We start from the raw sequence: 25,942 nt of genomic DNA, 5'->3' as shown, positions 1-25,942 counted from the left end.
GAGCACAACGCTCATATGAAATTAGGGGCTTGAAAAATACTTTTTTTAGTTTGTATTGCCGTGATTTATATTAATTTGCTGCAATAAAAATTTAATTACCCTTGAAATCTTCTCAGGTGCCCCCATCTCTGGTTTTCACATTGCTAAGCTGTTGGAGAGGAGTAATTACATGAGTAAAAAACAAGATAAAAAAAATTGGCATCAATTTAAAGAAGAACATGAATCTAAAGAATCCAAAGAAATTGAGCATCCTGAAGAAGACACTATGGAGCCTGAAGAGATAGTACACCAGGAACCTTCTTTAGATCATCCAAGTTATATAGAATTGAGCGAAAAACTCACTCTTGCTGAACAGCAAGCTCATGAAAATTGGGAGAAAGCAGTCCGTGCTCAAGCGGAATTGGATAATGTGCGTCGTCGTGCTGAGCGTGAAGTAGCTAATGCTCATCGGTATGGTATTGAGAAGTTAATTACCGATTTATTACCGGTAATCGATAGCTTAGAACAGGCCTTGCAATTGGTTGTTAAAGCAGAGGATGCATCAATGCGTGAAGGTTTAGAATTAACTCTGAAGCTTTTTATGGATGTATTGAAAAAATTCGAGGTTCAGCAAATTGACCCGATTGGTGTACCTTTTGATCCACAACTTCATGAAGCGATGTCTATGCAAGATGCTCCCGATGCAGAACCCAATACAGTATTAGCAGTATTCCAAAAGGGATACAAACTGAGTGATCGCGTGATTAGGCCAGCCCGTGTTGTCGTATCAAAAAAATAAAAATGTGAGCTTTGTGGGTTGAAATTGACAAATTATACCCCATATAAGAATCATCACATTAGAAATTACTACTTTGGAGCAAGAAGATAATGGCTAAAATTATAGGAATCGACTTAGGTACTACCAACTCATGTGTCGCTGTGATGGAGGGTGATAAACCTAAGGTTATTGAAAACAGTGAAGGCCACCGCACTACGCCTTCCATCGTCGCTTTTACAGATGATGGTGAAGTACTGGTTGGACAATCTGCAAAACGTCAGGCAGTAACTAACCCGGATAATACCTTATTTGCAATTAAACGATTGATTGGTCGTCGTTTTGATGATGCGATTGTTCAAAAAGACATCAAAATGGTGCCTTACAAGATTGTTAAAGCGGATAATGGTGATGCTTGGGTTCGTGTGAAAGATCAAGACAAAGCGCCGCCTCAAATTTCTGCTGAAGTACTGCGCAAAATGAAAAAAACCGCAGAAGATTATCTCGGCGAAGAGGTGAAAGAAGCGGTGATTACTGTACCTGCTTATTTCAACGACTCCCAACGTCAGGCAACCAAAGATGCTGGCCGTATTGCTGGTCTTGAAGTAAAACGTATCATCAATGAGCCTACCGCTGCTGCTCTTGCCTACGGTATGGACAAAAAACGCGGTGATTCAATCATTGCTGTGTATGACCTTGGTGGTGGTACTTTTGATATCTCAATTATTGAAATTGCAGAAGTTGATGGAGAACATCAATTCGAAGTACTCGCAACAAATGGTGATACCTTCCTGGGTGGTGAGGACTTTGACTTGGCTTTGATTGAATATCTGGCTTCTGAATTTAAAAAAGATACTGGTATTGATTTACACAACGATCCATTGGCGTTACAACGACTGAAAGATGCTGCTGAAAAAGCAAAAATTGAACTTTCTTCAGCACAACAAACAGATGTTAATTTACCTTATATTACAGCGGATGCTTCTGGACCAAAACACTTAAATATCAAATTGACTCGCTCTAAACTGGAGTCTTTGGTGGAGAAATTGGTTGAGCGTACAATAGAGCCTTGCAAAATCGCATTGAAAGATGCTGGATTGACTGTATCACAAATTAATGAAGTTATTTTGGTGGGTGGTCAAACCCGTATGCCTTTAGTCCAAAAAACAGTGGAAGAATTTTTTGGTAAAGAGCCACGTAAAGATGTTAACCCTGATGAAGCAGTTGCTGTAGGTGCTGCCATTCAAGCTGCAGTATTATCTGGTGAAGTAAAGGATATTTTGTTGCTTGACGTAACTCCTTTGTCTTTAGGTATCGAAACTATGGGTGGTGTGATGACAAAACTCATCGAGAAAAATACCACAATCCCAACAAAAGCGACCCAGGTGTTTTCTACTGCGGATGATAATCAAACAGCAGTGACTGTCCATGTGTTACAAGGGGAACGGGATCAGGCCTCTGCAAATAAATCGTTAGGTCGATTTGATTTGAATGATATTCCTCCTGCTCCACGCGGTGTTCCACAAATTGAGGTAACTTTTGATATTGATGCGAATGGTATCCTTAATGTTTCTGCTAAAGATAAAGCGACAGGTAAGGCTCAATCAATTGTCATTAAAGCATCCAGTGGTTTGAGTGATGAAGAGGTGGAAGCAATGATCAAAGATGCTAAATCCCATGCTGATGAAGATAAGAAATTTAAGGAAATGGCAGAGCTACGCAATCAGGCAGACAGCTTGATTCATAGCTGTGAAAAATCCATGAAAGATTTGGCAGGCGAACTCAACGAAGAGGAGAAAAAAGGGATTGAAAATGCTATTGCTGAATTAAAAGAGGCAATTCAGGGTAGTGATAAAGCACAAATTGAAGACAAATTAAAAGTGCTAAGCGAGGCTTCTGCAAAAATGGCTGAGCGAGTTTATGCTAAAAAAGCATCAGAAGGGCAAGCAGGACAAGAACAGGCACACCAAGAACAAGCGCAACCCCAAGAATCAGCTAAAGCTGATGAAGGTGTTGTAGATGCTGAGTTTGAGGAAGTTAAAGACGATAAAAAATAATTGGTGATATCGTGATTTAGCCCTAGGTGTAATGTAGCCTGGGTGCAGCGAAGCGGAACCCGGGATAGGCATGAATAATCTTCTTAATCCCGGGTTCCGCTTCGCTGTACCTAGACCACATTGTCCATTTTTAATTTTTAATATTGTGAGTAGTTATGGAACAGCGGGATTATTATGAACTTTTAGAAGTCAGTCGAACTGCAAGTGATGCTGAAATTAAAAAAGCATATCGCAGATTGGCAATGAAGTATCACCCTGATCGTAATCCTGGTGATTCTGCTGCAGAAGAAAAATTTAAAGAAATTCAATACGCTTACAGCATTCTTTCTGATCCGCAAAAACGTGCGGCTTATGATCAATTTGGTCATGCAGGTGTTGATCCCTCCATGCGCGGTGGACAAGGAGGTTTTGGTGGTTTCGGAGGTTTTGGCGACGTATTTGAAGACATTTTTGAAAATATCTTTTCGGGTGGGCGAGGGGCAGGACGACAATCTCGTGGCCAACGCGGTGCTGATTTACAATTTAATGTGCAATTAACCCTTGAAGAAGCGGCACAGGGTAAAGAAGTGCAAATTACAGTTCCCAGACATGGTACTTGTTCTACCTGTAGTGGTAGTGGTGCCAAAAAAGGAACCCAACCAAAAACTTGTGAAACCTGTAGTGGTATGGGACAAGTTAGAATTCAGCAAGGTTTCTTTTCCATTCAGCAAACTTGTCCTAGTTGTCATGGTGAAGGAAAAACTATTTCTGATCCATGCCCAGACTGCCATGGTCAAGGACGAGTACGTGAAAGTAAAAAACTTACCGTTAAAATTCCTGCCGGTGTTGATAACGGCGATCGGGTTCGTTTAAGCGGAGAAGGGGAAGCAGGTACGCACAGTGGTGGCTCTGGTGATCTTTATGTACAAATCAACGTAAAAAAACATGCTATATTTGAACGTCATGAAAATGACTTACATTGTGAAGTGCCAATAAGTTTTATCACCGCAGCTATGGGCGGTTCTATAGAAGTGCCAACCCTTGAAGGACGTGTCACTTTAAAGATCCCTGAAGAAACGCAAACCGGTAAAGTGTTTCGTTTAAGAGGTAAAGGGATGAAATCCGTACGTGGGCATGGCCAAGGGGATTTGTTATGTAAAGTGGTTATAGAAACCCCTGTAAATTTATCACGAGAGCAAAAAGAATTATTAACCAAATTTCAAGAGTCATTGGAAAATTCTAAGGGAAAACATTCTCCACGCTCCAATTCCTGGTTTGCAGGTGTGAAAAAATTCTTCGAAGACATGAAATTTTGAAATAAGTAAGTTACAATTGCTCACATTTATCTAAATGTGCATTTTTTGAGCTTTTCGGCCAAGTGATTTATAATCGTCGCTGTAGCCTGGGCGAAGCGCGGCGGAAGCCGGGTTTTGTGTAGCAGAATATTCCCCCCCGGGTTTCGCTGCGCTTCATTCCAAGCTACAGATTCACTAAGGCCACTAAAAAAACACATTGAATAACCAGACGAGTAGAGTAGATCCATGATGAACCAACCAGCAATTTTAGTATTAGCCGATGGTACCGTTTATGAGGGTATTTCGGTAGGAGCAACAGGCGATTGTGTCGGCGAGTTGGTTTTTAATACGTCTTTAACGGGTTATCAGGAAATGCTCACTGATCCCTCCTATACACGACAAATCATTACATTGACTACAGCACATGTAGGAAATACTGGATGTACGCATGAAGATATGGAGTCAAATAAAGTTTGGGCTGCGGGTTTGGTGCTTCGTAACTCTTCAATAATCCATAGTAATTATCGTGCGGAACACTCTCTTCCAGATTGGCTCAAAAAAAATGGAGTAGTTGCTATTGCTGGAATTGATACCCGGGATTTAACCTTACGTTTACGAGAGCATGGAGCTTTGGGTGCTTGCATTAGTACTGATATAGAGAATCCAGAACTGGTTTTGGAAAAAGCACGATCTTTTTCTGGGTTGCAGGGTGTTGATTTGGCGTTGGAAGTTTCTAGAAAAACCATAGAGCGTTGGCATGATGGCCAAGGCGAATGGGGGAATGGTTCCCAGCCGCAACAATTTCATGTCGTTGCCTATGATTTTGGAGTAAAGCACAATATTCTGCGTATATTGCATGATAAAGGATGTCATTTAACTTTAGTTCCTGCAAAAACCTCTGCTGCGGAAGTTTTAGCGATGAATCCCAATGGGGTATTTTTATCAAATGGCCCAGGAGATCCGCAGGCGTGCGATTATGCTATTCGTGCAACCCAGGAGTTTTTGGCACATGATATTCCTCTATTTGGTATTTGTTTGGGTTTTCAGATTTTAGCTTTAGCTTGCGGTGGAGTGACCAAAAAAATGAAATTCGGTCATCATGGCGCCAATCATCCTGTAATTGAAACTGAAGGGAAAAAGCGTGTTTTTATAACCAGTCAAAATCATGGTTTTGCAGTAGATGAAGAGAGTTTGCCCGACTGTCTTGCGATTACTCATCGCTCTTTATTTGATAATACCCTGCAGGGTATCAGACATAAGGAAAAACCAGCTTTGGGTTTTCAAGGACATCCGGAAGCCAGTCCCGGACCCCATGATATAGAAATAATATTTAATGAATTTATACAATTGATGAAATAGGAAATATACCCAAGATACTTTTTGAAGTATCTTGAGTATCTAATATTTAAGAGGACTAATTAATGAATGAAAGTTACGTTTTTACGTCTGAGTCAGTTTCCGAAGGACATCCTGACAAAATAGCGGATCAAATTTCTGATGCAATTCTAGATGCTATTTTAATGCAGGATCCTTCTGCTCGGGTTGCTTGTGAAGTGTTTGTTAAAACAGGTATGGTATTAGTCGGTGGAGAAATTACTACTAAAGCTTGGGTAGACGTGGAAGCGGTAACGCGACAAGTAGTTAAAGAAATAGGTTATAATAGCTCGCAAATGGGTTTTGATTGGGAATCTTGCGCAGTACTTTCTGCCATAGGCAAGCAATCTCCTGATATTGCTCAAGGTGTAGATAATAAAGAAACGAAAATTCTTGGCGCTGGGGATCAAGGTTTAATGTTCGGTTATGCCAGCCGTGAGACCGATGTTTATATGCCAGCTCCTATTGCTTATGCTCATCGGTTGATGGAAAGACAAGCTCATTTGCGTAAATCTGGAGCCTTACCCTGGTTGCGGCCTGATGCCAAATGTCAAATAACCTTAAAATATGAAAGAGGTATCCCTGTTGAAGTAGATACCGTTGTTTTCTCAACGCAACATGCAGCTGAAATTGGCTATCAGGATTTAGTCGAGGCGGTGCGTGAAGAAATTATTAAAACAACATTACCTAGCGAATGGTTAACCCATAAAACACGTTACTTTATCAACCCAACAGGTCGGTTTGTTATTGGTGGTCCTTTAGGCGATTGTGGGCTCACTGGTCGTAAAATTATCGTAGATACTTATGGTGGCATGGCGCGGCATGGAGGGGGATGTTTCTCAGGTAAAGATCCTTCCAAAGTAGATCGCTCAGCAGCATATGCAGCGCGACATGTTGCAAAAAATATAGTTGCTGCGGGACTGGCTGATAAGTGTGAGCTACAAATTTCTTATGCAATTGGTGTTGCTGAGCCCACTTCAATTTTTGTTGAAACGTTTGGTACCGGTCGTTTACAGAATAGCGAGATTATTGAATTAATTAATACTCATTTTGACTTAACACCACAAGGTATTATTGAATATCATGATTTACTTCGTCCAATTTACAGACAAACGGCCACCTATGGTCATTATGGACGCGAGAGCTTTCCATGGGAACGTTTGGATAAAGTAACTGAGCTACGTAAAGCTTTATAAGATCGCTAGATTAAGACAAAATGATGCGATTTTAGAGCACCAGAATGCAGCATACACGAAGTATGTGAGTATCGGAGCGCATAAAATCTCATCATTTTGACTAAGATAGTAGAATTGTCAACAGATCCTAAAGGGAGACGCTAATGGAAGTAGTCAATAAAGTAGGAGCAGGGAGCAAAATGACAGAGGATTATAAAGTAGCTGACATGTCGCTGGCTTCTTGGGGACGTAAGGAAATTGCGATTGCTGAAACCGAAATGCCAGGTTTAATAGCTTTACGTGAAGAATTTGCTGCAACAAAGCCGTTAAAAGGCGCTCGAATAGCAGGTTGCTTGCACATGACAATCCAAACAGCAGTGCTGATTGAAACATTGATTGCTTTGGGTGCTGAAGTTCGCTGGTCTTCTTGTAATATATTTTCCACTCAGGATCATGCCGCTGCAGCTATAGCTGCTCAAGGTATTCCTGTCTTTGCCTGGAAAGGTGAAACCGAGGAGGAGTACTGGTGGTGCGTGGAACAAACCCTTGCTGGACCGAATCATTGGACTCCTAATTTATTGCTGGATGATGGCGGTGATTTGACACAAATTGTTCATCAAAAGTTCCCAGAATTATTATCTGGGATTAAAGGCGTTTCTGAAGAAACAACAACGGGTGTTTCACGATTGTATGAAATGGCCAAAAAGGGTGATTTAAAAATTCCTGCGATTAATGTGAATGATTCTGTGACTAAATCTAAATTTGATAACATGTATGGTTGTCGAGAGTCCTTATTGGATGGATTAAAGCGGGCTACTGATGTGATGATTGCAGGAAAAGTTGCTCTAATTTTAGGTTATGGCGATGTAGGTAAAGGCTGTGCTCAAGCATTACGTGGTCAAGGTGCTGTTGTTTTAATTGCAGAAATTGATCCTATTTGCGCACTGCAAGCTGCAATGGAAGGATATCGCGTTGTGACTCTGGATGATGTTGCCGAACAAGTAGATATTGTTATTACTGCTACAGGAAACTACCATGTAGTAACCCATAATCACATGAAGCGTATGCGTCATCAGGCTATTTTATGTAACATTGGCCATTTTGATTCTGAAATTGATGTACAAAGTTTAAAGAAATACCAATGGGAAAATATTAAGCCGCAAGTTGATCACATCATTTTCCCTGATGGGAAGCGTTTAATTCTTTTAGCTGAAGGGCGTTTGGTAAATTTAGGTTGCGCTACAGGCCATCCAAGCTTTGTCATGTCAGCATCTTTTTCCAATCAAATCCTTGCGCAAATTGAATTATTTAAAAATGCGACTCAATATGATAGGCAAGTGTATGTCCTTCCCAAATTATTGGATGAAAAAGTAGCTCGTTTACATTTGGGACGCATCGGAGCGAAATTGACGCGGCTCACCAAAGAACAAGCGGACTATTTAGGTGTCGCAATTAATGGTCCCTTTAAGTCTGAGCAATATCGTTATTAATTTGTAAATTTGAGGGTAGTAGTGGAGAGCCTCCACTATGTCTTCTAATTCGCCTTAAGTTTTTCTTGACGATCCTAACCCTACGTGCCGTGGCTTGTCCACGGCATCCAATTAAAGCTACAACTCCTGGATACTACGGACAAGCTGTGGTACGTTGGCCAATCTAAATATCAAGAAAAACTTAAGGTGAATTAAAAGTGCTATGCTCTGGATTGTCTCAGTGAATGCTAACGTTTTACCAAGTTTCTGATTGTGAACTTTGAGTAAAATACTCATCAAGCCTACGTTTTGTTCCTGGGCTTACCATATCCGGTAACTCGTTGTAATCATACCAAGCCATTTGTTCGATTTCATGAGAATAGGCTTCTATAGAGATAAAATTTTTAACGATGAAGATCACGGGATAGTCATTTACTCCCATGTAGGTATGAAAATAAATCCCAAATAGTTGCGGCTCTTCGGTTGGGATTATGCCTACTTCTTCCTTTAATTCACGTATTATTGCTTCTTTAGTGGACTCACCTTTTTTTACACCCCCGCCTGGAAGATACCAGTGGGGTTGATAAGTGTGTTTTACCAAAAGGATCTGATGGTTATGATTTAAAATAATGGCACGAGAACCAAGGGTTTTTAAACCAAGTAAAGATTGTAGTTTTCGTATACAGCGAGTGGCGTTTTTATAAAAAAAATAGCGCAGATTCATGATGAGCTTTTTCTAATGCAAACAATAGGATAGATGCAGTATATAGGGCATGCAAAGAATTTCAACAACCTATTTTTAAGATTAATACATTACGTATAGGAGAGTAGCATTTTGGGATAAGTTTGATCTTGTTTTGCCCTGTTTCTTATTGCATACTGAATTGCGACTTATTTTATAAGGAGATTGTTGCATGTTTAAATCAGGGATTTTGGGTTTAGGTCTTTTATCTATCGCACATGGTGTTTTTGCCTCATCCGATCAAGACAGCGTTCGAGTCATAATCAAATATAAAGAACAAATAACCAGTGTTTCTTCTTTAAAGTCACAAATAAAACAGGTAACTCAGTTACCCGTGAAAGAATTGAATCCTATGGCAAATGGTGCTTTTTTATTAATTTTAGACGCAACAAACAGTACTTTGGTTAAAGAAGAGGATAAGGATACTACGTCTTTGATTCTGGAGCGTTTGCGTAAAAATCCCCAAGTTTTATATGCGGTTAAAGACAGAGTTAGTTATTTTAAACCCGTTCCTGATCCTGAAATTTTGGGTACAGGTGATTTATTATCGCACGAAAGTCAGTGGGATGAGTTTTCCCGCCCTGCAGGGATTATGTTGGAATCCAAGCCTGGAATTAGAGATGGTGCCTGGGCCTATACTACGGGCTTTTCTAAAAAGCCAATAGTTGTTGCCGTTTTAGATACCGGGATCGCTTTAAATGACAGCTTGATCAATAACCTGGTAAAAGATAATGCAGGTAACCTATGGGGTTGGAATTTTGCAGGAAATAATAACAACTTAATCGATGAAACTCGATCCTATCATGGTACTCATGTTGCCGGGACCATTGCGGGTTATGGTAGCATTATGAGCGGCATGGGTGAAGATTTAAAAATTCTTCCTTTAAAAATTCCTGCCGCTAATGGCATGTTTTATGAAAGCTCCGTCATTAACGCCATTTATTGGTCTGTAGGCGGTGATGTTCCTGGAGTACCTAACAACATCCATCCTGCTAAAATATTAAATATGAGCTTTGGCGTGGACAAGGGACCTAAAGAAGAAATTGATTATTGTGATCAAGCATTACAAGAAGCCGTCTTTTTTGCACGTAAAAAAGGAGCGGTACTCGCTGTCGCAGCAGGAAATGATAATGTTTGGGAGCATTTTAATGCACCGGCAATCTGTAATGGAACCATTAAAGTCGCCTCTACTGGGCCTGAGGGGCTTAGGTCCTATTTTTCCAACTATGGTCCAAGCGTTACTTTAGCTGCTCCAGGGGGGGACAAGCGTTATGGTACTTGGGGAGGAATTTTATCTACAGTAAATCCTGGAGGTGGTTATAATGGTTCCGGTTTTGATTTTTATCAAGGAACCAGTATGGCTACTCCTCATGTTGCTGGTGTTGCTGGATTGATTATTGCAGCCAGTGAAAAAGTACTTAGTCCAGAACAAGTGGAACAATTACTTTATACAACGACACATGATTTTGCAGTAAGTAATGATGCGAACAAATCGTGTGTTGGTAAAAAACCTTGCGGACATGGAATTTTAGATGCCGAAAATGCAGTTAAGGCAGCCGCAGCGGGTTATGATCTTGTTTTTTCCGCTCCTAAAATGGAACGTTTGCCAGTGAAAGACTGTGGAAAGAATGCGCTAACTCCCAACAAAACTCGTGTTATTGCAGAAGGGGTCGTTTGGATACAAAACGATACCACTTGTGATGCTGCAGCAAACGTTCAAAAACCTCATGTAGAACAAACTAAAAATGGAACAATTATTGCCTATTATGGTTCTGTAAGTTATCGGCTCAATCAAAGCACCTACAAGTCATGTCATGTAATTGGTTATGATGGAGTGGGTTGTTATTTGTAATTGCGTCTTTCTCCTCGAAAAAGCATGCTGTCATTAAGTTTAGGGCTCTTCCTATCCTGCGTCCCGCGGCTTGTCCGCGGGTTCCTGGTGTTTTCTTTAAAAATAATAACATGAGTTTTTAAACTATAATTTAAAAACTTAGAATTACTTTCTGAATTCTTATGAAAAATGATAAGAAGTTTACGAGTTTTAATGAATTTTATCCTTTTTACCTGAGTAAACATACAACAGTGATGTGCCGGCGTCTGCATGTTTTGGGCACTTCTTTAGCATGCTTGAGTTTTCTTTTTTTCTTTTTCACTTGGAATTACTTATGGCTTATTCTGATGCTTGCGGTTGGTTATGGATTTGCCTGGATTGGGCATTTTGTTTATGAAAAAAATAAACCAGCTACATTTCCTTATCCTTTGTATAGTCTAATGGGTGATTTTGTTATGTTTTGGCAGATTTTAAGAGGAAAATTAAAGATATAATTCTGGAAACTCTAAGGAACACCTCTGTATTTTTGTTGAAAAATAGTCTAAATTGCAAATAAATGTTTCATCATAAGGAGTGTGCAATGATACTGGAGAGCCCTGCGTTTGCTCATAATGCGCTTATTCCTAAAGAATATGCGTGCACTGGTGCCGATCATTCCCCGCCATTAATATGGAAAAATATACCTGAAAATACTCAATCTTTTGTTCTAATTATGGATGATCCTGATGCACCAATGGGATTGTGGGTGCACTGGATTTTATTTAACCTGCCTACTGATTGTCATGAGCTTAAAACGGGAAATGTCCCAGCGAATGCGATTAGCGCGCGAAATAGTTGGAACAGAACAGGCTATGGTGGGCCTTGTCCGCCAAGCGGGACGCATCGTTATTTCTTTAAACTCTATGCCTTAGATACCTTATTAAATCTAGGAGAGCATGCGACGAAAAAGGAAATAGAGACCGCCATGCAAAATCACATTATTGAGCAAGCTGAATTAATTGGTAGATACAGCAAATCGTCTTAAAAATAGTGTAATAAGCTACTCTTCCTATGTCTCGCCCCACGACTTGTTCCTGAGAGATTTAATCCCTACGTACCGCGCATAAAGGGCGGCACGTAGAACGTTGAGTATAGTTCATTTAAAAACATAAAGTGGCATGCAAATTCGCGTGGTTCTCTCAGGACTGGTTCGTGGAGAGGCGCATAGATGATTGAATGAAAGGGTAGCTGGATGAACATTGTAAATGGATCCCTGTTTGTGCAGGGATAACAGCCTTAGATATCGCTATAGACAGTAGAAAATTAAAATCGGGCAACAGTTAAGCCGCAACATGATTTGGTTACATTATCTATATGCTCAACAACAGTACTTAGAGCTCGAGTAAGCAAGTATATGGGATTAAAAACAATAGCAGCGACTGCAGCACAACTTGCAATAATACCCATAGTTGCATCCACAACGGCTTCTGCTAAACACGATTTAAATGTAGAACATGTACTGGAACTGATATTTGAATTAGGGGCAAAAATTGCGAATAAGCAAGCCGGCACAACTAATAATAAAGTCGCTAAAAGATAAATAAAGCTTTTTAAAAACAGCAATAGTGCATTTACTCCTAACCAGATAGGACAATAGATGGGACGAACGATTATGTCAGTAAAATCCTCTGTAACGTCTCTTTTAAAGTTCTTTTCATGAATTGGCTTAAAATAGGATGGATTTGGAATAGGAATCAATTCCGCGTATCTGCTTCGCAAATTAGAATATTGATCCCAAGTCGATCCTAATTTTGAAAAAAAACTGGGCATAACATCTCTCTTTTTATTGTTTAGATTGGAATAATCCGAATGCAGACTCTGCTGCATCCGGATCAAAAGTGCATACTTTTTTAATTAAGAAGGAATTTTTCCACAAGCAATACGGTCACCACCTCCGCCCAAAGGCGGATTATCACTATAATTATCGCCACCTGCGTGAATCATAATGGCGTGTCCTTTAATATCTTTAGTTTTTAAACGAGGTGCCAATGTAGGAGTATTTGCGCTGCCATTACTATCAACAACTAATACAGGTAAATCACCTAAATGCCCTTCGCCATATGGACCAAGATGTTTATTGGTCTTGGCGGGATCTAAATGAGCTCCCGCTTTTTTAGCATGGTCACCGCAATCGGGATGTTGGTGGATGTGGAAGCCGCGAATTCCTGCAGGAAGTCCAGTCAATTGGGGCTTAATCAGTAAACCGTATTTACTGTCCTCAAAAACGACTTTTCCTACGGAAGTTCCATCTGTAGTGGAAACATCACTCGTTACAGTTCCTGCAGTGGCTATTGATGCGATAAATAACGTCACAGCACCCATAATCATTTGTTCTTTTTGTTTGATTTTATTCATGACTAAATCCTTTTTAGTGACAATTTTTTCATTCTAACATAGCATATCACTTATAGATGTTATTTAAATGTTGAATTTAAAAGAACGTGAATAATTTATTGGTTAATAGAAATCAATTACGTCTTTAAGGCTTTTATTATGATTAAAAATGTAACGTCCAATATTAGAACAGCTACATTAGACGATGCCGAGGCTATTGCACGAATTCATATCTGTTCCTGGCAAAAGATGTATCGAGATTTCATTCCAGAAATTATATTACAAAACTTATCCTTAAAAGAGCGAACTCAACAGTGGCGTGATTTGATAGGGCTGGAAGTTAAAGTATTAATCATAGAAATCAACAATGAAATTGTTGGCTTTGCCAGCATTTGTCCTTTTCGTGATTTTAGTGCAGACAGTTCAATGGGTGAGATCAGTGCTATTTACTTACATCCTGATTACTGGCGTATGGGGTTAGGGACTCAATTATGTCTGGCTGCGATTTCTGAACTTACAAATCAAGGATATAAGAAAATATTTCTATGGGTATTTGAAGACAATACCCAAGCACGTAAATTCTATGATGCCTTAGGTTTTGAAGCCACAAGTTCGACCAAATTAGCAGAGTTTTATGAGGGTGGGGCATTATTAAAAGAAATTCTTTATCAGAAAATCCTTTAATTTATTGATCCGTTTTGTGGATTGTACCTGGCGGATCTCAGCAAAAGCAAAAAAAAACACACTCCGCGCTTTATATGCGGAACCCACCTCTGTTCTATCTTCACGCTCGACTGGATGCCATGCATAAAGCACGGCAAGTAGGCAAAGAAAGAGTGACTAAGCCTATATTCTGCACTTTATGTGCAGAATCCACTGCTGTCATCCAAAATAGACGCGATAGGCATGCTCGGGATGGTAGGAGATAAGAAGAATATTTTTATATTCAAAAAATTACCCTTTGCATGTTGAGTCAGTTCAGGTTCCGCAGAACGTTTGATATACTCGTTCATGCGGCATAGGCAAGGACTGTAAGTTTTCAGTATTTTTCAGTTGGTGATAAGGATTTCTCAATACGGCTAAAAGAGTATCCATCAAGGTACTGTCGTTGTTTTCAATAAAGTCTCTAATTGCATTTTCAACTAAGTGATTTCTGGGGATATAGGCTGGGTTTACCTGATTCATCTTCGTTTTTATTTTGCTGATCTCGATATTTTGTTGTTTAACACACTTTAACCAGTCAGAAACCCACTGTTCGCTGTCAGGTTGATTTCCTAGGGCGTTGATTAAATTGCTCTGCGAGCGCTCACAATCAATGGCTTGACTCATGAGCCTAAAAGTATTTGTAAAATCAGGTTTATGTTGCTGTAATAATACGAAAAAATTATTAATCAGTTCGCTAGGATGAGTATTTCCCTCAGAAAGCCCTAACTTGTCTCTTATTTTTTTATTCCAATATTGAGTAAAGCGTTCCGTGAATGAGTTGAGCGCTTCAAGTATTTGTTGTGGTGCTTCCTTATCTTTAAATAAAGGCAGTAAGCTTAAACTAAATTGTGCCAAATTCCATTTTGCTATAGCAGCTTGATTGCCAAATGCATAACGACCTGCATGATCAATAGAGCTAAATACAGTACCAAAGTCAAATTCATCCATAAACGCACAAGGGCCATAATCGATGGTTTCACCAGATATTGTCATATTATCTGTATTCATGACTCCATGAATAAAGCCTACGCCCATCCATTCAGCAATAAGACTTGCTTGCCGATCCACAACTTTTTTAAACAGTTCAAGATAAGGATTAGCACTGGGTAACAGTTCGGGATAGTGTCTTTCAAGAGCATAATGAGCGAGAGATTGGAGTAATTGATTATCCTTTTGAGCAGCGGCATATTCAAAAGAACCGACCCGCAGACTACTGGATGCAACTCGGGTTAATACACCTAATGGTACGGGACCATCTTGGCGATAGATCTTGTCTTGGCTTGCAATGGCAGCGAGGCAACGGGTGGTTGGAATATTTAAACCATGCATTGCTTCACTGATCAGATATTCTCTTAATACAGCTGAAAGCGGAGCTCTACCGTCGCCCATTCGCGAAAACATTGTTTTTCCCGAACCTTTGAGTTGAATATCCCATCGTTTCCCATCATGACTGCATACTTCACCAAGTAACACGGCGCGCCCATCCCCCAAAAGAGGCACATAGTATCCGAATTGATGTCCTGCATAAGCTAATGCAATACTTTTAAGATGTGCTGGAACTCGATTTCCGGCATAAAAAGATATAATTTCTTGTTCATTGACAGAAGAGGAATTCGGAGCACAAAGATACGAAGCAAGTTCATGATTAAATTTAACTAAATAAGGATTTGCAATCGGTGTTGGCTCGATCGCCTCGTAAAAATTAGCAGGCAATTTGAGATAAGAACTAGGATAAATATTAGGAATCAAATCAAGCCAATCCATAAAAAAATTGTATATTAAATGGTTAACAAAAATCCTTCAATTTAAATAACAGTTAGAATTTAAAATTCATACAAGCCCATTAGCGGAGCTATTACTGATTAATTAAAGGCTTCTTAATTATATTATAGCGTTTGTGAGCAGCCACAGTAAAATTGAGGTATGAGAGCTAATTAATTTTAATTATGGCTCAAGGAACTTGTATGTTCTGAGCGGTATCTATTTAACATGTCCTCACCCTTTCTTCCACCCTCACTTTTTTGAATCTCACGCATAAAACCATCCCATCCGGGAAGTTTATCCAGATTTCCTGATTCGACTGCCTCTTTTGTTTTTTGAGCATGCGTCTCACTTACTTTTTCATATTCTGACTTTGGTCCAATAAATAAGTTAACCTCTATTCCTTTTTTTTCTGCAGCTTTAATAAATTCAAAGATTTGCTCTTCAGGAGTCCCATCAGGGAAGACGGCTAAAAGTTTAGGTTGATAGCCTTCAGGTGCATTTTTAGGATGAGCAATTGTTTCTAGGGTCAAATCCCTTACATAATCCAGCTCCTCTTTGGTTGCATTTTGTGGTGTTGTGATAACCCAACTATGAGGGAAAAATTTATTCTCTATAGTAAATTTGGCTCCTGAGTTTTTGGATACAAATTCAACATATAAAGGAGCAACTTTATTATTTTCATACATTTCTTCAAAAAACGTTTCATTAGGCCGCATCTCAAATAATAAATTCTGATGTGCTTTGTTCATAACCTCCAACGCGGCTAACATTTCCTCATATCGTTCTTTCGCAGCCTTTTTTTCCTCTTCTAATTTTGTTTGCATACATACCTCAGACACGAACTATTCGGCAGTTTTTAAAGTATAGATCAGATTTCATAAAGAAAAATGAAATGTTATTTATTGAGGCAACAGGAGGATCCTCATGAGTGAATCAATCGATAAATTAATAGGGATGCACGTTGAGTCTGTATTGAAAGGGAAGGGATATTTAAAGTTTCTTTCACAGAATGTGCGTCTGTGCCTACAGGTCCCAAACCTGCTAATGCTCCGTTTACTATGGAGGCAATATGTGAGATATCACCTGCACCTCTGCTGCCTGGATCAAGAGGATGTACCACTCCTTTTCCCAAGTCTTCACTAGCTTCACTATATTGTTTTAATAAAGCCTCATTGGCAGGAGTAGGCGGCATGCTTGGGATCCCTTCTTGAAATATAATGGAAGCGGTAGTGCCAGGTAAATGATGGGTAACAATACTAGCGATTTTTTTCTCCGCCGCATTCTTTTGTTGTTCGCTAATAAAACGTAAATCGCCATTTGCCATAGCAACTTTTGCGATGACATTTCCCTTGCCAAAAGCTGCACCTTGAATGTCATTTTTACTATTAATCGTAGTTCCACCTAAAACAAGGCCTGGACTAAATGATAAAAAGCGCTCCCCGCTAAGCTGGGTACGCATTGTATCTAGGATTCGTACTAACTCGTAAATAGCACCATAACCCGCTTTTTTTTGAAAAATTTCTGAAGAATGTGCCTCATTCCCCTGAGTTTCTATAGTCCAGTGTGCTATGCCTCTACGCGCAACGGTTGCTGTGTCCACTGTAATAGACCACTCAAAATCCAGGGCGATATCACTATTTTTTGCTGCATCGATTAAAGGTTTTCTTGAAATCGAAGTGGGTTTTCCCGAATCTTCTTCATCGCCTGTTAAAATAACTGTTATGTTTGCATTGTCCAGAGCGTGCATTTCTTGTAAGGCTTTTAAAGCATAAAGGATAACTACCACGCCGCCTTTGTCATCTATAACTCCCGGTCCTGTTGCAACATCTCCTTGACGTTCAAAATGTTGGAATGGGCTATCTGCAGGAAACACCGTATCAAGATGGCCAATTAAAAGCAGCTTTTTGCCTTTGTTTCCAGTACGCTGAGCGACCAATGTTCCTGCTCGATGCATGGCAGGCGGTTCATTAACCCAAAACGTTTTAAATCCAAGTTGGTCGAGTTGTTGGCGTACCCTATTTCCAACCTCATAAATTCCTTTAAGGTTTGTAGTACCACTGTTCGTATTGACTAACTGTTCCAATAGTGAAAGTTGTTCTTGAGACTGAGTTGTAATGTACTGGGTTATCTGTTTTTCTACTGAAGTGAGATTGTTTGCATTTGCGATTTGAATACCTAGATTGAAGAATAGAAAAAGGATGCCAGCGAACTTTCTCATTATATTTTATTTCCGATAATTTAAGTTATTTTATGAAGCAATCATACACTTTTGAAAGAAAGAAAAAACAGGACGACAAAATTTTTAAATTTTCCAAGGGTGCGTTAGTAATTTATTTTCACCGCTTACGTTTCGCGACTTGTTCGCGAAATCCATGATCGCTCAATTAGTAAGATATTTGAGCTCTTATTCTCCATTCCTGGCTCCCGCGAACAAGTTGCGGGACGTAGATATGGATGAATTGTCAACACACGCTAATGATGATTTATTTTTTCTCTTCCTGCACAAAATCAAGAGTACGCTTGCAGGGGGAATAACCTTGTTTTGCGGTTTCTTGTAGAATTCGATCACAATGCTGTGCAAGTGCTGCAAAATCCTGAGATGTGTCTCCTTGGCGATCAAGAAATGAAGCTGCTTCGCGGAATAAAGTAAGGCTTGATACCAGTTTTTTAGTGTCAGTATCCCCACTCATAAGGATTAGGGCAGGGATTTTTCTTTTTAGTTGTTGTTCTACCAGTTGAGTTATTGCGTTATAATTTTGAAAAAGCTCTTTATTTTGCAAATAGTTGCACGCTTCTTTGAGGTCAACGATGCCAAAATGTTGGGCGATAGCACTGAGCCCAAGCTGTTTTAACTGAGGAAAGATATACCATATCCAGTGGCTTTGTTTGCTTCCCGCTTTGAGTTCATCATAAGCTTGTTGGAATGAGACATATGCGTCTTGGCCTTGTTGTGCTTTAATAAAGCGTTGAATGGTGTTCATCAATAAGTCCCTTATGATACTCTGTGTTTGTACATTATTAGTTAATGTATTTGTGGTACGACAAGTGCCTCACGGTCTAGGGCCGGAAAGAATAACCCCCATGTTCCAAAGTACTTTTATTTGCAAACAATTTTAATAGCTTTTACTTCAGATTCGCTCTTCTGAACTCTGCTTCTTGTAAGCGTGTGGCGAACTCCTCATCTGATTCAATTCGAACACCCTGCTCATTTTTAAGCGCTTCTTCATTATCAAGTTTATCAAGGTTTTCAATTCTTTTTTGAACACCAGCAAAGAACCTCGGATCGGATGCACTTACCATGAGTGTCTTTATGTGTTGTTGATAACGCTCTGCTTTCTTTTCGTTCGCTTGAGTGCTTACAGTTGCTGCAATCACTTGTGTTTCTCTATCTTTAGAGGGTTCACGGGTTTTTGAAGATTCAAGACTTCTAGAAGATTCATGATTTTTAGAAGAGGTATGAGTTTCTTCTGTTAATTTTGGGTTCTCAACACGTTCTTTTTTAATAGGCTTCGCTTTGGGCTGAGGTAATTCCTCTACAGTGGTTGTCCAATGGATTGACTGACCTTCGTTATTTAAAACAATAGTAGGACAACCCTTCATAGGTTCTCCATTGAGTTCATGGGTTACATAGAGATTTACTTTAAGTTGATCTGCAACTTCTTTTAAATCGCTATGAGTGGCCCATCTTCCTTGTTCTTTAATCTTTTCTACCCCTTTTAAAATGATAGAATGAGGATTTGCTTTACCGCCAGATAGTACGTCTGCCAGTAATGCTTCTTTGACATGCGCATTTTCTATTTTTTGTCCTTCCTCAAAGGATTTAGTTTTAAGTTTTGGACTTAATGATTTAGCCGTTTTTTGTGCTAAGTCAAGGACTTCAGGTGATAAAGCTAACTCATTGAACTGTTTTATTTTATCCAGTTCATTCTCTTCTTGTTCTTCTTTTAAGTAATAGTGCACTAATTCCATAAACTTATGATATACAGGCGAGCTTTCAACCTGAGTGCTTCCATTACTTTTTGCTTCCGCTATTTTCTTAAGAAGATCATTTTTATATGCAGTGGCAGAAATACTTCTTAAAGACATTTGTAATTTAAGCAAGGTTTCTTTTTTATAAGTATAAGGAGATTCATAGAGCTGATTTAAATCAATGTCCAGAATTTCTTGCAAGCTTACATCAAGACCTTTACTTTGCCATTGAGCAAAAGTTTTGCTGTTCTTGCTGTTTTCTGCATGTTCTTTTTGAATGGTAGCTATTAAACCTATTGCAAACGCATAAAATCCGCAATCACCGCCACCAGGATTATCTATTCTAAAAGACATTTTATACTCGCTCTAGGGTTAAATTTATCTATATATTACACAAATTATACAATAATAACATTAAGTAATTATTATGTAATCGATATTTCTGTGGCTTCCCCCCGGGCTAACCAATAATACAATTAGAGTATACCTAAAAGACGGACATCTCTGCACAGATGACCGCTAGCATAAAGCGCGGAATGTAGTCCTTTTTGTTTCGATAGAAGTAATTTCGATTTTATCTCATGTGATTAGATGCCTGTTCTGAATAATTAATGGATATTATGCTTTTTATAAAATAAAATATGATTTCTTTTTATGCAAAATATGATATCAGCTCAAGGAGGTAGGGGATATGAGTTTAATTGATAACAGGATTGTGAAAGCTTCCTTTAGAGAAAACCCAGTAGAAGAAAGAAAACAGTTTCCTCAATCTTCTTGTCTGATGCCTATTAGTGTTGGACAACCCATCCATGAGGGCGAAAAATTTGCAGCGGTGATTAAACTCATTAATGGGGCATTTAAACGGTGTACTATCCTTGTTGACGATAGTGTTCAACGTCATACGATGGGTATTATGCAGCATGCGACACCAGATGAATTATATCAGCTTGCTGTAAAAGAAGGTGATGATTGGTTGCTGCGAAATGAAATGGCTTACAATCAATTAACTATTCCCTTTGAAATTATGCGTTGGGATGATTGGTATAACAGCCAGAATTACATTGACAGCTATGTACGTGTGCAAAAAGAATATGACTCCAATGACTTATTTCGTCATGCGATTCATGCCAATATTGATGATTTTTTAACACGATACTTGAGCCGATTTTCTGCTGTGGATGTTGATTATGAACGGGCATCCAGACTTTGCCTTGATTATTTGCTGGAAGAGTGTTCGGTGATGTGCCTATGGACAGAAAAAGCATATGATTTTGAAGTTTATCCCAGCGGCAGAAACAAGGCGATGGCAGCCACTTATGAATATTTAATAAAACCTCATTATCCAAATTATTTAAGACCTGTTGCACTTCGATTTAAAAAATATCCAGGAAAGATAGTAGGAGATGAGTTGCAAATGCCTCAAGAAGCTGCTCAGGAAAACGAACCAGTGGTTAGCGATTTTTAAGTGTTTCATTTATATGTGTAGCCTGGGTGGAGCGAGGCGAAACCCGGGGTTTCACTTTTAAAAATTTCTCCCGGGTTTCACTTCACATCACCCAGGCTACAAAAATATCTAAATTAATGAGGTGCTTTTGCCTTTATCCATTTTTGAATTTCAGAGGTTGTTTCATCAATCACTTGCATCATTTGCTGATATATTTTCTCCAATAAATCACGTTGTCCTGATTTCCAATAACGCTCAAGATATTGGCAAGCGATTTTCAAACGGATGGCGCCGACATATACTGCACCCCCCTTAATTTTATGGGCAAGTTTCTGTGTTTTTTCCCAGTCCCCTTGTACATGTGCTTCTTTTAGTAGGGTAATATCTTCAACAAGAGAATGGCCAAGCATTAATTTGAGCATCTTACAGAACATATCTTCTGTACCGGTAGTTTTAATTCCTTCTGCAACATCAAGTAGAGGGAATTCTGAAAGCTCAAAAAACTGTTTTTCTGTTGCGGGTAAATCTAAAACATCAAGTTCAGAGGAGATTCCTTTTTCTTTTTGTATGGAAGGAATAAATGAATTCAAAATATCACAACAATTTTTTTGAGTGAGTGGTTTACTGAGTACCGCATTTATTCCTGATTCGATACATCGTTGCTTGTTTTCTTCGCCAACATGGGCTGTGAGTGCAATAATTGGGGTGTGATGGTTTTTAGCGATTTCTTGAACACGAATGTGATGGGTCACTTGATAACCATCCATATCGGGTAAACCGATATCCATAAAAATTAAATCGTACTTATTTTTCTTCCAGAATTGTAATGCCGATTGTCCGTCAGCTGCTACATCAACGTGACAATTACATTGATTCAACATTTCTTTTGCGATTGTTTGTGCAATGGTATTGTCTTCTACTAATAAGATACGATGTTTGAATAATTTTGCGGATGAGTCCGGAGCTTGTTGGGTGATTGCAGTATTTTCTGTAAAACTTGGAATATTTGGCTCAAAAAAATCATTATCAATGCCGGTTTCATCTTCTAAAAGTGCGGTTTTTAAGGGAATGATGCAGGTGAACCGTGTTCCTTTGGCAACCGTACTCTCAACATATATTTCCCCATCTAATTCATCAATAAACTGTTTGATTACCGCAAGGCCTAGACCCGCTCCTTTATAAATTCCTTTGTAGGAAGGCGTTAGGCGTTTAAATTGCAGGAAAATTTCCTGTTGCTTGTCCTTGGGAATACCCATGCCACTGTCTTCTATGATGAATTGAATAATGATTTCGCGATTTTCTCGTTTTGCCAGTTTAGCGGTTAATGTTACAAAGCCTGCATCTGTGAAATTCAATGAGTTAGCAATTAGCTCGAGTAAAATGCGATGGATGCGCACCGGATCACCAATGAGGTATTTGGGAATATTGGGATCAAAATCCAACGATAAACGCAGGTGTTTTGCAGATGCTTTGGCTTTATTAAGATCAATAACATGTTGAACGATTCGTTGTAAGACGAATTTTTTCCTAACTTTGGGCACTTCGCCAGAACTTACATGAATTGCTTCAAGAACCTCATCCATAAAATCAAGCAAAGCATGGCTGGATGCGACTAGATTATCCGCATATTCTTTAATCTGAGCACTTTTTGCTTCAGATTTGATGAGATCTGCAAATCCAACAATGCCAGTGAGGGGCGTGCGAATGTCATGACGCATATTTTCAAGAAATTCTGTTTTTGCAAGGCTTGCTGCTTCGGCTTTTTCTTTTGCAACCTTGAGCTCGGCTTCCATTTTTTTTCGGTCAGTGATGTTAATTGAAATACCGAGTACTCCAGTAATCTCTCCTTTTTTATTACGCATCGGAGATTTATGACTTAAAAAAATGGCATTTTTACCTTCGACCAGGGCTTTTTCTTCAATAATTTCGGTTTCACCCGTTTGCATAATATAAAGATCATTTTGACGGAATAGCTCGGCTTGATGTTCACCCCAAGGTAAATCAAAATCGGTTTTCCCTATAAGCTCATGGCCAAATTGAAATCCTACGCTTCGTGCTTGGCGGTTATTGCACCCTAAATACACCCCATTTTTGTCTTTCCAATAAACATGCCCTGGCATATTGGCAAGAATGTTTTCTAAAGTCGATTGTGTTTTTTCCTGGCTTGAGCGCAAATCTGCTTCTTGCTTTTTACGGTGAGTAATATTCAGCGAGATGCCTAGAATACCTATGACATTTCCTTGTTCATCGCGTAGAGGAGTTTTCCTGGTCAATACAACGGCTTGTTGTCCATTGGCCAATGTTCCTGTTTCTTCCAGTTCTAATGAAGAGTTAAGTGCCATTACTTTTAAATCATTATTGCGAATTGTTTCTGCAGATGCGGCCCATGGCATATCAAAATCTGTTTTTCCAATTATGGATTTCATTCCAGTCATTTCAAGCATGGTGTCATTACAACCTAAATACACCCCATTTTTGTCTTTCCAATAGATACTGCCTGGCAATTCTTTAAGGATACTTGCGAGAATAAAAGGATTTGCTTCAACAGAAAGTGAAGCAGGTGGTTCCTTAGAACTACTGATTTTAACTTTAGCTTTTTTTTCTGACATAAGTGCTCTCTTTTATTCTTAAAGTTATAGACCCAATATTGGTGACGTACAAGAGAAGGAGGTATATTTAAAAAAAGAATTAAGAACTTAATCGAATGTAAAAACGCGCTTCTTTTTCTTGCTTAATTAGCTCTCAGAGTTTTTAATAAAGAAAGGGTTATTTATTGGGAGCACGGAATGCCAGTGAGTAAAGAATGTATTAAATTATTGCAAAATTTGGTAGATAAGTATGGAGAAGAAGGGGAGAGTGATGTGGATTACGCATCAATTCATCCTGTATTAAAAGAATTTTTGTTTTTAGTCATACAAAATCAGAAAAATCATAAAGATGAACGAATTATTGGCTTTCTCAGTACTTCTGCTCTGCTTTTGGAAGAAAATCCTTGCTTTGTTGAAGCATGTAGAACATTCGCCGTCTCTTATCAACAAAAAACCCATGCTTTAGATTCAATGTTGGATGATGAGTTAAATATTCAATCTGAACTGGATGAGTCATGGGGTAAACCGCTCGAATCAGAAGTGAGTCAACCTCTAGAGCCTTCTCGTTTTTTTGTACAGTTACAAGAAGCTATTGCTAAGCGGGCTCAACGTATTGTAGAGAAAGAAAAGGGAATATGGAAAAATCCTACACCATAATTATAAATTGAGTCTTACCTTATAGCGTATGAATACGAATTCTGAGATTCATTTTCCAAGAAAATTCGCTTTTTGTTAATTTATCCCAAAAGAGCGCGAATTATCTTTAATTTCCATTGTTTGTATGGTCTGTATTTAATCGGCAGTTCGAACCAAAAAGGTCGTTTCAAAATACTTTTAAAGTGGCTGAACGTTTTAAAACCTGCTTCACCGTGGTAATTTCCTATACCACTTTCTCCTATACCGCCAAATGGAAGGTGGGAATTGCAAATATGCATTATTACATCATTAATACAGCCACCGCCAAAGGAAACCTCATGCAAAATTTGTGTTTGTACGCTTGAATTTTTTCCAAAAATATAAAGTGATAAAGGGCGCGGGCGTTGTTTTATTTCCTGTAGAACAGTTTGCAGATCGGTAAAAGGAATAATGGGTAAAATTGGACCAAAAATCTCTTCTTTCATGATTTCATCAGCAAAACTGACATCCTTAAGAATTGTTGGCGCAATATAATTTTCTGTTTCGATGACTTGTCCCCCTGTAAATAGTTTTTGGGGGTCGATGAGTTTTTTTAAACGTTGTACATGTTTTTGATTAATAATCCGTACATAACTTTCACTTTCAAGAGGATTAGGACCAATAATAGTGTCGATTTGATTTTTAAGTTCTTCCAATAAGGGTTGGTAAATCGATTCTTCAACTAAAAGATAATCGGGCGCAATACAGGTTTGGCCCGCGTTTAAAAATTTGCCCCAAACAATACGCTGCGCTGAAATCTTGAGATCGGCATCAGCAAAAACAAGGCAAGGGCTTTTTCCGCCTAATTCAAGTGTAACAGGAGTTAGGTGTTCCGCAGCTGCTTTCGCTACAATTTTTCCTACAGTTGTACTGCCAGTAAAAAAGAGTTTGTCAAAACGAAAGCTAAGAAGTTCTTGAGTCGCCGTAGCATCACCTTCTACGACATAAAGGTAAGCCGGATCAAAATTTTGATTTATTATTTTTGCCAGGGCAGATGAGGTATTTTGTGGCAACTCACTAGGTTTGATAATGCTGGTGTTTCCGGCTGCCATGGCTGCGATTAAAGGGCTTAACGTCAGCTGATAAGGATAATTCCATGCACCAATAATAAGTGTCGTTCCGTAAGGTTCGGGTAAAATAAAACTCTTTCCTGGTTGCAGCACCAATTCTGTTCGTGTTGCTTTGGGCTTAGCCCATTTATGTACCGATTTAATTGCTAGCTCAAGCTCATGATAAACCATGGCAAGTTCAGTCAAATAAGTTTCAAACTGAGATTTTTTTATGTCTGCATAAAGTGCTTCATAAAGGAGTTGCTCATTTTGTTTGATAATCGCTTTCAATTTTTGCAGTTGCTGCTTACGAAAATCAATATTTTTAGCCTGTCCTTCAGCAGCAAATTTTCTCTGCTCTTCAACAACAGTGTGGATATTCATAATTGACGCCAGTGTAAAAAGTTTTTATTTATCAGCAGGTAAACTGTATTCTAGTCAAATCTCTCAGGCATAGCTAGAGGATGCTTATCTTATTTAACCTCCGGTTTTTCCTTAGTGCTAAGTAATTAAGTTCTATATCCTAATCCTCTACACATTCGCTGAAAAGTAAGTCCGGCTCTATTCCAACGTCCCGCGCCTTGTCTGCGGGATTCGGAAGATCTGCCCTAAATCACTGGACCCCGTGGACAAGCCACGGAGCGTAGGCAGAGATGTGATCAAGAGAAAGGAACAAGTCGCAGAACATAGTGATAAGGT

22 protein-coding genes are annotated in these 25,942 nt (G+C 39.0%); 12 read left to right on the top strand and 10 right to left on the bottom strand.

Annotated elements, in window-relative coordinates; translation table 11 throughout:
* Positions 1–169 precede the first annotated feature (169 nt).
* The 6 genes from grpE (at position 170) to ahcY (ending at position 8,124) form a co-directional block, all read left to right on the top strand.
* A complete protein-coding gene (gene grpE, locus A8O27_RS04980) occupies positions 170–778 on the top strand; it encodes a nucleotide exchange factor GrpE (protein WP_058460136.1) in 609 nt (202 codons plus the stop codon).
* Positions 779–867: 89 nt separating this feature from the next.
* The gene (gene dnaK, locus A8O27_RS04975) at positions 868–2,811 is read left to right on the top strand and encodes a molecular chaperone DnaK (RefSeq protein ID WP_058460137.1); all 1,944 of its coding nucleotides are present in this window, start codon (positions 868–870) and stop codon (positions 2,809–2,811) included.
* A gap of 155 nt (positions 2,812–2,966) precedes the next feature.
* Positions 2,967–4,106 carry a molecular chaperone DnaJ gene (gene dnaJ, locus A8O27_RS04970; protein ID WP_058460138.1) on the top strand — a complete coding sequence of 380 codons (1,140 nt, stop codon included), beginning with the start codon at positions 2,967–2,969 and terminating at the stop codon, positions 4,104–4,106.
* A 225-nt stretch (positions 4,107–4,331) separates the two neighbouring features.
* Complete coding sequence (gene carA, locus A8O27_RS04965; protein ID WP_058460139.1) at positions 4,332–5,444, top strand: glutamine-hydrolyzing carbamoyl-phosphate synthase small subunit; 1,113 nt, start codon at positions 4,332–4,334, stop codon at positions 5,442–5,444.
* A gap of 62 nt (positions 5,445–5,506) precedes the next feature.
* Entirely contained in the window at positions 5,507–6,655 is a 1,149-nt protein-coding gene (metK, locus tag A8O27_RS04960; RefSeq protein WP_058460140.1) for a methionine adenosyltransferase, read from the top strand.
* 143 nt (positions 6,656–6,798) lie between these two features.
* Positions 6,799–8,124 carry an adenosylhomocysteinase gene (gene ahcY / locus A8O27_RS04955; RefSeq protein WP_058460141.1) on the top strand — a complete coding sequence of 442 codons (1,326 nt, stop codon included), beginning with the start codon at positions 6,799–6,801 and terminating at the stop codon, positions 8,122–8,124.
* Between the two features lie 235 nt (positions 8,125–8,359).
* Here ahcY and A8O27_RS04950 read toward each other — a convergent pair whose 3' ends face one another.
* Entirely contained in the window at positions 8,360–8,827 is a 468-nt protein-coding gene (locus tag A8O27_RS04950) for an NUDIX domain-containing protein (RefSeq protein ID WP_058460142.1), read from the bottom strand.
* Positions 8,828–9,017: 190 nt separating this feature from the next.
* Between A8O27_RS04950 and A8O27_RS04945 the strand changes: the two genes are divergently transcribed.
* The 3 genes from A8O27_RS04945 to A8O27_RS04935 all read left to right on the top strand — a co-directional run bounded on the left by A8O27_RS04945 (position 9,018) and on the right by A8O27_RS04935 (position 11,700).
* The gene (locus tag A8O27_RS04945) at positions 9,018–10,697 is read left to right on the top strand and encodes a S8 family serine peptidase (RefSeq protein WP_058460143.1); all 1,680 of its coding nucleotides are present in this window, start codon (positions 9,018–9,020) and stop codon (positions 10,695–10,697) included.
* 161 nt (positions 10,698–10,858) lie between these two features.
* Entirely contained in the window at positions 10,859–11,170 is a 312-nt protein-coding gene (locus tag A8O27_RS04940; protein WP_058460144.1) for an Mpo1-like protein, read from the top strand.
* An 86-nt stretch (positions 11,171–11,256) separates the two neighbouring features.
* On the top strand, positions 11,257–11,700 hold the full coding sequence (locus A8O27_RS04935) for a YbhB/YbcL family Raf kinase inhibitor-like protein (protein WP_058460145.1): 444 nt from the start codon (positions 11,257–11,259) through the stop codon (positions 11,698–11,700).
* A 278-nt stretch (positions 11,701–11,978) separates the two neighbouring features.
* Here A8O27_RS04935 and A8O27_RS04930 read toward each other — a convergent pair whose 3' ends face one another.
* Positions 11,979–12,485 carry a hypothetical protein gene (locus A8O27_RS04930; protein ID WP_058460146.1) on the bottom strand — a complete coding sequence of 169 codons (507 nt, stop codon included), beginning with the start codon at positions 12,483–12,485 and terminating at the stop codon, positions 11,979–11,981.
* Between the two features lie 84 nt (positions 12,486–12,569).
* Positions 12,570–13,070, bottom strand: coding sequence for a superoxide dismutase family protein (locus A8O27_RS04925; RefSeq protein WP_058460147.1), 501 nt, complete (start codon positions 13,068–13,070; stop codon positions 12,570–12,572).
* Positions 13,071–13,208: 138 nt separating this feature from the next.
* On the opposite strand from A8O27_RS04925, the gene A8O27_RS04920 reads away from it, so the two are divergent.
* On the top strand, positions 13,209–13,733 hold the full coding sequence (locus A8O27_RS04920; protein WP_058460148.1) for a GNAT family N-acetyltransferase: 525 nt from the start codon (positions 13,209–13,211) through the stop codon (positions 13,731–13,733).
* Positions 13,734–14,027: 294 nt separating this feature from the next.
* Here A8O27_RS04920 and A8O27_RS04915 read toward each other — a convergent pair whose 3' ends face one another.
* From A8O27_RS04915 to A8O27_RS04895, 5 genes are all read right to left on the bottom strand, one after another.
* A complete protein-coding gene (locus A8O27_RS04915; RefSeq protein WP_058460149.1) occupies positions 14,028–15,518 on the bottom strand; it encodes a protein adenylyltransferase SelO in 1,491 nt (496 codons plus the stop codon).
* Between the two features lie 176 nt (positions 15,519–15,694).
* Positions 15,695–16,342 (bottom strand): hypothetical protein, encoded by a 648-nt coding sequence (locus tag A8O27_RS04910; protein WP_058460150.1) that lies wholly within the window; start codon positions 16,340–16,342, stop codon positions 15,695–15,697.
* A 98-nt stretch (positions 16,343–16,440) separates the two neighbouring features.
* Positions 16,441–17,736 (bottom strand): M20/M25/M40 family metallo-hydrolase, encoded by a 1,296-nt coding sequence (locus A8O27_RS04905; RefSeq protein WP_058460151.1) that lies wholly within the window; start codon positions 17,734–17,736, stop codon positions 16,441–16,443.
* Positions 17,737–18,001: 265 nt separating this feature from the next.
* On the bottom strand, positions 18,002–18,499 hold the full coding sequence (locus A8O27_RS04900) for a DUF1810 family protein (RefSeq protein WP_058460152.1): 498 nt from the start codon (positions 18,497–18,499) through the stop codon (positions 18,002–18,004).
* Positions 18,500–18,641: 142 nt separating this feature from the next.
* On the bottom strand, positions 18,642–19,841 hold the full coding sequence (locus tag A8O27_RS04895; RefSeq protein WP_058460153.1) for a hypothetical protein: 1,200 nt from the start codon (positions 19,839–19,841) through the stop codon (positions 18,642–18,644).
* A gap of 337 nt (positions 19,842–20,178) precedes the next feature.
* Between A8O27_RS04895 and A8O27_RS04890 the strand changes: the two genes are divergently transcribed.
* Entirely contained in the window at positions 20,179–20,952 is a 774-nt protein-coding gene (locus A8O27_RS04890) for a hypothetical protein (RefSeq protein WP_058460154.1), read from the top strand.
* A gap of 113 nt (positions 20,953–21,065) precedes the next feature.
* On the opposite strand, the gene A8O27_RS04885 is transcribed toward A8O27_RS04890, so the two are convergent.
* Positions 21,066–23,540, bottom strand: coding sequence for a PAS domain-containing sensor histidine kinase (locus tag A8O27_RS04885; protein ID WP_058460155.1), 2,475 nt, complete (start codon positions 23,538–23,540; stop codon positions 21,066–21,068).
* Between the two features lie 177 nt (positions 23,541–23,717).
* On the opposite strand from A8O27_RS04885, the gene A8O27_RS04880 reads away from it, so the two are divergent.
* Positions 23,718–24,176 (top strand): hypothetical protein, encoded by a 459-nt coding sequence (locus A8O27_RS04880; RefSeq protein WP_058460156.1) that lies wholly within the window; start codon positions 23,718–23,720, stop codon positions 24,174–24,176.
* A gap of 80 nt (positions 24,177–24,256) precedes the next feature.
* Here the strand turns inward: A8O27_RS04880 and A8O27_RS04875 are convergent, their stop codons facing one another.
* Complete coding sequence (locus A8O27_RS04875) at positions 24,257–25,627, bottom strand: aldehyde dehydrogenase (protein WP_058460157.1); 1,371 nt, start codon at positions 25,625–25,627, stop codon at positions 24,257–24,259.
* Positions 25,628–25,942 lie beyond the last annotated feature (315 nt).

Source organism: Legionella bozemanae (assembly GCF_001648595.1).
GTDB classification, from domain to species: domain Bacteria; phylum Pseudomonadota; class Gammaproteobacteria; order Legionellales; family Legionellaceae; genus Legionella; species Legionella bozemanae.
This window is presented reverse-complemented; position numbering and strand designations above follow the sequence as displayed.